We start from the raw sequence: 8,261 nt of genomic DNA on the forward strand, positions 1-8,261 counted from the left end.
CCGGGGCTACGGCCGGTGCGCCGCCGCGAAGGCGGCGGCGTCCCAGTGGCCGCCCAGGGCCGGGGCCAGCGAGGCCGCCGCCAGGTCGGTGAAGGCGGGCCCCGGGGCGCGGGTGGCGCCGGCGGGGAGGGCGCCGAGGAGGGGCGCGCCCGCGGCGGTCGGCAGGTCGGCGAGGTTGCAGCGCATGGCCAGGTCGGGTTCGGCGGGCCAGCTGCCGATCACCACCCCTGCCGAGCGCAGCCCCCGGGCGCGCAGTGCCTCGGCGGTGAGGGCGACCGCGTTGAGCGTGCCGAGCCCGGCCGCGGCGACGATCAGCACCGGCGCCTGGGCCGCCTGCGCCATCGCGGCCAGGGTGAGCCCGTCCGCGCTGTAGCGGACCAGCAGGCCGCCCGCGCCCTCCACCAGGGTGAGGTCGTGTCCGGCGGTCAACTCGGCGACGGCGGAGCTGATCTGAGGGAGCGTCAACTCAGCCAGTCCGGAGCGGCGGGCGGCGGTGTCCGGGGCCAACGGCTCGGGGTAGCGGGCCAGTTCGCGGGTGGTCAGCCGGGCGGCCGGGGCGCCGGCCAGTCGCAGCACCTCGGCCGCGTCGCCGGGCTCGTCCGCCGTGACCCCGGTCTGCCCGGGCTTGAGTACGGCGGTGCGGCGGCCGGCCCGCAGTGCCAGCGCGGCCAGCGCCGCCGTCACCGCGGTCTTGCCGACCTCGGTGCCGGTGCCGGTGACGAAGAGCAGGCGCTCGGGGGAGTGGTCGGTCATCGGTTCAGCAACTCCATCAACAGAAGTCTCAGCCGGCGGCGGCCGCCGCGGTGACGGCGGCGGTGATCCGGGCGAGGTCGTCGTCGCCGGTCACGTAGGGCGGCATGGTGTAGATCAGGTCGCGGAACGGCCGCAGCCAGACGCCCGCCCGGGCCGCCGCCTCGGTCGCCGCGCCCATGTCCACCGGGTGGTCCAGCTGGACCACGCCGATCGCGCCCAACACCCGGACGTCCGCGACGCCCGGCAGGTCCGCCGCGCCGGCCAGGCCGTCCCGCAGTCCGGCCTCGATCCGCTTGATGTCGAGCTGCCAGTCCTGCCCGAGCAGCAGGTCGATCGAGGCGTTGGCGACGGCCGACGCCAGCGGGTTGCCCATGAACGTCGGACCGTGCGCCAGCACCGGCAGTTCGCCCCGGCTGATCCCGTCCGCGACCTCGGCCGTGCAGAGCGTGGCGGCCATCGACAGGTAGCCGCCGGTCAGCGCCTTGCCCAGGCAGAGCACGTCCGGTGCGACCCCGGCGTGCTCCGCGGCGAACAGCGCTCCGGTCCGGCCGAAGCCGGTGGCGATCTCGTCGAAGATCAGCAACACCCCGTGCTGGTCGCAGAGTTCGCGCAGCAGCCGGAGGTAGCCGGGGGAGTGGAAGCGCATCCCGCCGGCGCCCTGCACCACCGGTTCGACGATCACCGCGGCCAGCTCGTCGGCCTGTTGCTCGATCGCGGCGGCCAGCTCGGCGGCGTAGGCCGGATCGGCCTCGGCGTCGAAGCCGGCCGGCGGCTCACCGACGAAGGTCTGCCGTGGCAGCACCCCGCCCCACAGCCGGTGCATCCCGCCGTCCGGGTCGCAGACCGACATCGGGTGGAAGGTGTCGCCGTGGTAGCCGCCGCGCCAGGTGAGCAGGCGTTGCTTGGCCGGCCGCCCCACCGAACGCCAGTACTGCAGACACATCTTCATCGCGACCTCGACCGCGACCGACCCGGAGTCGGCGAGGAAGACGTGCCGCAGCGGCTCCGGGGTGATCTCGACCAGCCGGGTGGCGAGCCGGACGGCGGGCTCGTGGGTGAGCCCGCCGAACATCACATGGCTCATCCGGCCGAGCTGTTCGCGCACCGCCTCGTTCAGCACCGGGTGGTTGTACCCGTGCACGGCCGCCCACCAGGAGGACATGCCGTCGATCAACTCCCGCTGCCCGCACACCGGTTCGGCCAGTCGCAGGCGGACGCCGGAGGCGGACTCGACCAGGTACGGCGTGGCCGTGCCGGGCATCGGCCCGTACGGGTGCCAGACGTGCTCGCGGTCCAGCCCGAGCAGGGCCTGCGGGGTGAGCGGGGGCAGCGGTGCCACGTGTGGGGCTCCTCGGCTGGTGGTGACGGATCCGCGGTCGGGACGGCTCAGGCGTTCGGCGCCAGCTCGGTGCCCGCGCCGCGGCGGCGGACCCGGACCAGGTCCTTGCGCAGCTCCTCGTCGTCCTCGGCCGGCTCGACGGCCCGCTCAGCCGGCGCGGCCTCGCCGCACGGCCCGCAGCCGCCCCCCGCGTGGTCGCCGCAGCCACCTCCCGCATGGCCACCACAGGCACCGCCGGCGTGGTCGCCGCAGCCGCCGCGGACCAGGTCGGCGCGGTGCTGGGGCAGGGTCACCTCGCCCGCGCCCTCGATCTCGAAGCCCGCGTCCCTGATCATGTCGAGGTCGGCCTGCCCGGCCTGGCCCTCGCTGGTCAGGTAGTCGCCGAGGAAGATCGAGTTGGCGATGTGCAGGCCCAGCGGTTGCATGCTGCGCAGGTGCACCTCGCGCCCGCCGGCGATCCGCACCTCGACGTCCGGGCAGACGAACCGGACCATCGCCAGGATCCGCAGGCAGCGCTGCGGGGTGAGGTTCCACTCCTTCTCCAGCGGGGTGCCCTCGAACGGGATCAGGAAGTTCACCGGCACCGAGTCCGGGTCCAGCTCCCGCAGCGCGAAGACCACGTCGACCAGGTCCTGGTCGGTCTCGCCCATCCCCGCGATCAGCCCGGAGCAGGCCGAGAGCCCGGCGCCGTGCGCCTTGCTGACGGTGTCCACCCGGTCGGCGTAGGTGTGCGTGGTGGTGATCTCGCCGTAGGTGCCCTCGGAGGTGTTCAGGTTGTGGTTGTAGGCGTCCGCGCCGGCCGCCCGGAGCCGCTCGGCCTGGTTGTCGGAGAGCAGGCCCAGGCAGGCGCAGACCTCCACCGACGGGTCCTGGTCCTTGATGGCGGCGATGGTGTCGCTCACCCGGTCGATGTCACGGTCCGTCGGGCCGCGGCCGCTGGCCACCAGGCAGACCCGCTTGGCGCCACCGCGCACCCCGGCGGCGGCGGCCTGCGCCGCCTCACCCGGCTTCAGCCAGGTGTACTTCAGGATGCCGGTGTTCGAGCCCAGCCGCTGGGAGCAGTACGAACAGTCCTCCGGGCAGAGCCCGCTCTTGAGGTTGACCAGGTAGTTGAGCTTCACCCGGCGGCCGAACCACTTCCGGCGGACCCGACCCGCGGCGGCGACCACGTCCAGCAGTTCGTCGTCGGTGGTGGCCAGCACGGCCAGCGCTTCCTCCCGGGTGGGGAGCTCGCGGTTGAGGCCCTTGGCGGTGAGCGTGTCGAGCAGATCCATGACCCTGATCCTGCCTGGCTGACCTCGGCGGACGCCAGAGGGAATCCGCCAGAAGATCGCCCCCAAAGGTGTGCGAGTTGTCACAGTGTCGCCAACCAGGCGGGGTTCGGCGGTTCGTTCGGGAGATCCCCGCTGACCTGCGCGGTCGGACCGCCCCCTACAATCTGCGCCATGACCACGCAGGGGGAATCGCGCCCGATAGCCGGAAGCGTCGCCGAGGGGCAGGGACACGGTGGCGGCGCCGAGTCGCGTCGCTCGCGTCGCGTGTTCACCTGGTGCGCCACGGTGTTGGTGCTCGGCGCCGCCGGCTTCGTGGTGACCCGGCCGCACCCCGGCGACTGGCTCCCGGGGCTCGGCCCGACCAGCAAGGACGCGCCGCCGCCGGTGGTCGGCAGCCCGCCGCCCACCTCGTCGACCGACCCCAACCCGTTCACGGCGGAGCAGTACTTCCCGGCCGCCCGGCCGATCGACCTGAACGGCTTCAAGGCCAAGCGCTCGGGCGCCCGGCAGGGCAACGACTGCACCGAGACCCTGCAGGACCCGACCAAGGACGTCCTCAAGAACTTCGGCTGCCAGGGCTATCTGACGGTCACTTTCACCCGCGCGGACGGCAAGGTGCTGAGCTGCGTGACGGTGCTGCGGTTCGCCGACGACCAGACCGGGCAGCAGGTGGCCGACCTGTTGGCGGGCAAGCCCGGCGCGCTCAAGTTCGTGCTGCCGGACACCACCATCGCCGCGCCCTCGGCCTCGGCCGGCGCGGTCAACAGCTCGGTGACCCGGGTCGAGGACGTGCACCACTACGTCACGGTGACGACCTCGCGGTTCACCGACGGGCACAGCGGGACCGGGCCGAACGACCCGGACCTGGAGGAGGCCACCCGGGCGGTCTCGTACGTCGCGGGGGAAGCCTTCATGTGGGGCTGACGGCCCGCGCCGTCAGCCCCTGACCGGGCCTCAGCCCAGCCGGTCCACCGCGGTGACCCGCAGCACCGCGCGCCCCTCCTCGTCCGAGCCGTGCAGGTCCACCTCGGCGCTGATGCCCCAGTCGTGGTCGCCCGCCGGGTCGTCGAAGATCTGCCGAACCCGCCAGGAGTCCGGCTCCTCCTCGATCAGCAGCATCCGCGGCCCGCGCGCGTCCGGGCCGGTGCCGAGGTCGTCGTGCTCCTCGTAGTAGGCGTCCATGGCGTCCGCCCAGCGGTCCGCGTCCCAGCCGTACTCACCGTCCAACTCGGCGAGTTCGTCGTAGTGCTCCAGCGCGCAGAGCTCCACGCGGCGGAACATCTCGTTGCGCACCAGCACCCGGAAGGCCCGCGCGTTGGCCGTGACCGGAAGCGGCTTGGACTCCAACTCCCGTTCCTCGTCGGCCTCGTCGGTCGGGTTGGCGAGCTGCTCCCACTCGTCGAGCAGGCTGGAGTCGACCTGCCGGACCAGCTCGCCGAGCCAGGCGATGACGTCCTTCAGGTCGTCGGTCTTGATGTCCTCGGGGACGGTCTGCTCCAACGCCTTGTAGGCGCCGGCCAGATAGCGCAGCACGATGCCCTCGGTGCGGGCCAGGTCGTAGTGGCCGACGTAGTCCACGAAGGTCATCGCGCGCTCGAAGAGGTCGCGCGTGACGGACTTGGGCTGCAGCTGGTAGTCGCCGATCCACGGGTGGGCCCGCCGGTAGACCTCGTAGGCGTGGCCCAGTACCTCCTCCAGGGGCTTCGGGTAGGTCACCTCCTGGAGCCGCTCCATCCGCTCCTCGTACTCGATCCCGTCCCGCTTCATCTCGCCGATCGCCTCGCCGCGCGCCTTGTTCTGCTGCGCGGCCAGGATCTGGCGCGGGTCGTCGAGGGTGGCCTCGACCACCGACACGACGTCCAGCGCGTACGTGGGCGACTGCGGGTCGAGCAGCTCGAAGGCGGCCAACGCGAAGGTGGAGAGCGGTTGGTTGAGCGCGAAGTTCTCCTGCAGGTCCACGGTGAGCCGGACGATCCGGCCCTCCGAGTCCGGCTCGGCGAGCCGCTCGACCACGCCGCCGGCCAGCAGCGAACGGTAGATGGCGATCGCCGAACGGATGTGCCGGCGCTGGGCGGAGCGCTCCTCGTGGTTGTCGGTGAGCAGCTTGCGCATCGCCTCGAAGGCGTTGCCGGGCCGCCCGATCACCGACAGCAGCATCGCGTGGCTCACCTTGAACCGGGAGACCAGCGGCTCGGGTTCGGCCGCGATCAGCCGCTCGAAGGTCTCCTCGGTCCAGCCGACGAAACCTTCCGGCGCCTTCTTGCGCACCACCTTGCGCTTCTTCTTCGGGTCGTCGCCGGCCTTGGCGAGCGCCTTCTCGTTCTCCACCACGTGCTCCGGCGCCTGCGCCACCACCTGGCCGACGGTGTCGAAGCCGGCCCGGCCGGCCCGGCCGGCGATCTGGTGGAACTCGCGGGCGCGCAGCGTGCGGACCCGGATCCCGTCGTACTTGGAGAGCGCGGTGAACAGCACCGTGCGGATCGGCACGTTGACCCCGACACCGAGCGTGTCCGTCCCGCAGATCACCTTCAACAGGCCTGCTTGGGCGAGCCGTTCGACCAGCCGGCGGTACTTGGGCAGCATCCCGGCGTGGTGCACGCCGATGCCGTGCCGGACGAACCGGGAGAGGTTGCGACCGAACTTGGTGGTGAAACGGAAGTTGCCGATCAGGGCGGCGATGGCGTCCTTCTCGGCCTTCGAGCACATGTTGATGCTCATCAGCGACTGGGCCCGCTCCACCGCCTCCTTCTGCGTGAAGTGCACGACGTAGACCGGGGCCTGACCGGTCGTCAGCAACTCCTCCAGGGTGTCGTGCAGGGTGGTGCGGCGGTACTCGTAGAACAGCGGGACCGGACGGGTGGCCGAGCGGACGACGGTGGTGGCCCGGCCGGTGCGCCGGGTCAGGTCCTGCTCGAAACGCCGGACGTCGCCGAGCGTCGCCGACATCAGCAGGAACTGCACCTGCGGCAGCTCCAGCAGCGGGATCTGCCAGGCCCAGCCGCGGTCGGGCTCGGCGTAGAAGTGGAACTCGTCCATCACCACCTGGCCGATGTCGGCCCGGTCGCCGTCGCGCAGCGCGATGTTCGCCAGCACCTCGGCGGTACAGCAGATGATCGGGGCGGTCGGGTTCACGCTCGCGTCGCCGGTCATCATGCCGACCTGCTCGGTGCCGAAGATCTTGCACAGGTCGAAGAACTTCTCCGAGACCAGCGCCTTGATCGGGGCGGTGTAGAAGGTCCGCTTCCCCTCCGCCAGCGCGGCGAAGTGCGCCCCGGCCGCCACCAGGCTCTTGCCGGAGCCGGTCGGGGTCGCCAGGATCACGTTCGCGCCGGTGAAGAGCTCGATCAGGGCCTCCTCCTGGGCGGGGTAGAGCGTGATGCCCCGCTCCTCGGCCCACGCGGCGAAGGTGGTGAACAGCGCGTCGGCGTCGGCGGGCTTGGGCATCAGATCAAGGAGGGTCACCCGGCTATCTTGCCTGCTGCCGATCACGCTGGGCAAAGGCGGGCGAGCCGGCGCCCCTGGTGTGCCGTGGCGCACGTTGCCCGAGGCGGGGCGGCGTGCCAGGCTGCCGGGCATGATCCAGCACCCCGCCGCCCCCGCCGGGCCGCTCGCCCCCGCCGCCGTCTTCGACTGGCTCGACGAGGCCGCCGAGCTGCGCGCCCGGGCCGGGCTCACCCGCACCCTGCGCAGCCGGCCGGCCGAGGACCCGGTGCTCGACCTGGCGAGCAACGACTACCTCGGGCTGGTCCGGCACCCCGCGGTGACCGAGGCCGCCGCGGCGGCCGCGCTGCGCTGGGGCGGCGGCGCGACCGGCTCGCGGCTGGTCACCGGTACCACGGCGCTGCACACTGAGCTGGAAGTCGAGCTGGCCGACTTCTGCGGCGTGGAGGCGGCGCTGGTCTTCTCCTCCGGTTACGCCGCCAACCTGGCCGCGCTCACCGCGCTCACCGACCCCGACACCCTGATCGTCTCCGACGCCAACAACCACGCCTCGCTGATCGACGGCTGCCGGCTCGCCCGCGGCCAGGTGCACCGCGCCCCGCACAGCGACCCGGCCGCCGTCGCCGCCGCGCTGGCCGAGCGGACCCGGCCGCGCGCGCTGGTGGTGACCGACTCGGTCTTCTCGGTGGACGGCAACGCGGCCCCGCTCGCCGCGCACGCCGCCGCCGCCCGCGCGCACGGCGCCGCGCTGCTGGTGGACGACGCGCACGGGCTCGGAGTGCTCGGTCCGGGCGGGCGCGGGGCGCTCACCGCGGTCGGGCTCGCCGGCGAACCGGACGTGGCGGCCACCGTGACCCTCTCCAAGTCGCTCGGCTCGCAGGGCGGTGCCGTGCTCGGCCCGCGCCGGGTGATCCGGCACCTCACCGAGACCGCGCGCAGCTTCATCTTCGACACCGGCCTGGCCCCGGCCGCGGTCGGCGCGGCGCTCGGCGCGCTGCGCCTGCTGCGCGCCGAGCCGCAGCGCGCGGACCGGGCCCGCGAGGTCGCCCGCACGCTGGCCGCCCGGCTCACCGCCGCCGGCCTGGACGCGAGCCGGCCGGACGCGGCGGTGGTGTCCGTCCGCGCACCCGGTCCCGAGCAGGCGGTGGCCTGGGCGGCCGACTGCCGCCGGGCCGGCCTGGCGGTGGGCTGCTTCCGCCCGCCGTCCGTCCCCGACGGCCGCTCCCGGCTGCGGTTGACGGCCCGCGGTGACCTGACGGACGGGCAGATCGCCTTCGCGGTGAACGTCATCGCCGCGACCGCCCCGACGGAGAGCTGACGAGGGCGCCGCGCCGCCGGCCCACCCGCCCCCGGGGGGGGGGGGGGGGGGGGGGGGGGGGGGGGGGGGGGGGGGGGGGGGGGGGGGGGGGGTGGGAGGCGCGGGCCGCGCGTGGGTTGGGGTCGGGGGGCGCGCT

Annotated in this window: 6 protein-coding genes; 2 read left to right on the forward strand and 4 right to left on the reverse strand. The window is 73.6% G+C overall.

Going from position 1 to position 8,261, the window contains the following annotated elements:
• Nucleotides 1–6 precede the first annotated feature (6 nt).
• Genes bioD through bioB form a run of 3 tightly spaced genes read right to left on the reverse strand, consistent with a single transcriptional unit; the run spans nt 7 to nt 3,366 of the window.
• Nucleotides 7–753 carry a dethiobiotin synthase gene (gene bioD / locus ACZ38L_RS20915; protein WP_465695548.1) on the reverse strand — a complete coding sequence of 249 codons (747 nt, stop codon included), beginning with the start codon at nt 751–753 and terminating at the stop codon, nt 7–9.
• A 28-nt stretch (nt 754–781) separates the two neighbouring features.
• A complete protein-coding gene (locus tag ACZ38L_RS20920; RefSeq protein WP_465695550.1) occupies nt 782–2,092 on the reverse strand; it encodes an adenosylmethionine--8-amino-7-oxononanoate transaminase in 1,311 nt (436 codons plus the stop codon).
• 47 nt (nt 2,093–2,139) lie between these two features.
• Entirely contained in the window at nt 2,140–3,366 is a 1,227-nt protein-coding gene (gene bioB, locus ACZ38L_RS20925) for a biotin synthase BioB (RefSeq protein WP_465695554.1), read from the reverse strand.
• 171 nt (nt 3,367–3,537) lie between these two features.
• Between bioB and ACZ38L_RS20930 the strand changes: the two genes are divergently transcribed.
• A complete protein-coding gene (locus ACZ38L_RS20930) occupies nt 3,538–4,290 on the forward strand; it encodes a hypothetical protein (protein WP_465695557.1) in 753 nt (250 codons plus the stop codon).
• A 30-nt stretch (nt 4,291–4,320) separates the two neighbouring features.
• On the opposite strand, the gene ACZ38L_RS20935 is transcribed toward ACZ38L_RS20930, so the two are convergent.
• Complete coding sequence (locus ACZ38L_RS20935) at nt 4,321–6,810, reverse strand: DEAD/DEAH box helicase (protein WP_465695634.1); 2,490 nt, start codon at nt 6,808–6,810, stop codon at nt 4,321–4,323.
• A gap of 130 nt (nt 6,811–6,940) precedes the next feature.
• On the opposite strand from ACZ38L_RS20935, the gene ACZ38L_RS20940 reads away from it, so the two are divergent.
• Nucleotides 6,941–8,125 (forward strand): 8-amino-7-oxononanoate synthase, encoded by a 1,185-nt coding sequence (locus ACZ38L_RS20940; RefSeq protein ID WP_465695561.1) that lies wholly within the window; start codon nt 6,941–6,943, stop codon nt 8,123–8,125.
• The last annotated feature ends 136 nt before the right edge of the window (nt 8,126–8,261 follow it).

The sequence above is a fragment of the Kitasatospora sp. NPDC024654 genome (assembly GCF_055559155.1).

Coding starts and splice junctions, on each gene's coding strand:
- ACZ38L_RS20940 (WP_465695561.1), top strand. CDS start 6,941: ATGATCCAGCACCCCGCCGCCCCCGCCGGGCCGCTCGCCCCCGCCGCC.
- ACZ38L_RS20930 (WP_465695557.1), top strand. CDS start 3,538: ATGACCACGCAGGGGGAATCGCGCCCGATAGCCGGAAGCGTCGCCGAG.
- bioB (WP_465695554.1), bottom strand. CDS start 3,366: ATGGATCTGCTCGACACGCTCACCGCCAAGGGCCTCAACCGCGAGCTC.
- bioD (WP_465695548.1), bottom strand. CDS start 753: ATGACCGACCACTCCCCCGAGCGCCTGCTCTTCGTCACCGGCACCGGC.
- ACZ38L_RS20935 (WP_465695634.1), bottom strand. CDS start 6,810: ATGCCCAAGCCCGCCGACGCCGACGCGCTGTTCACCACCTTCGCCGCG.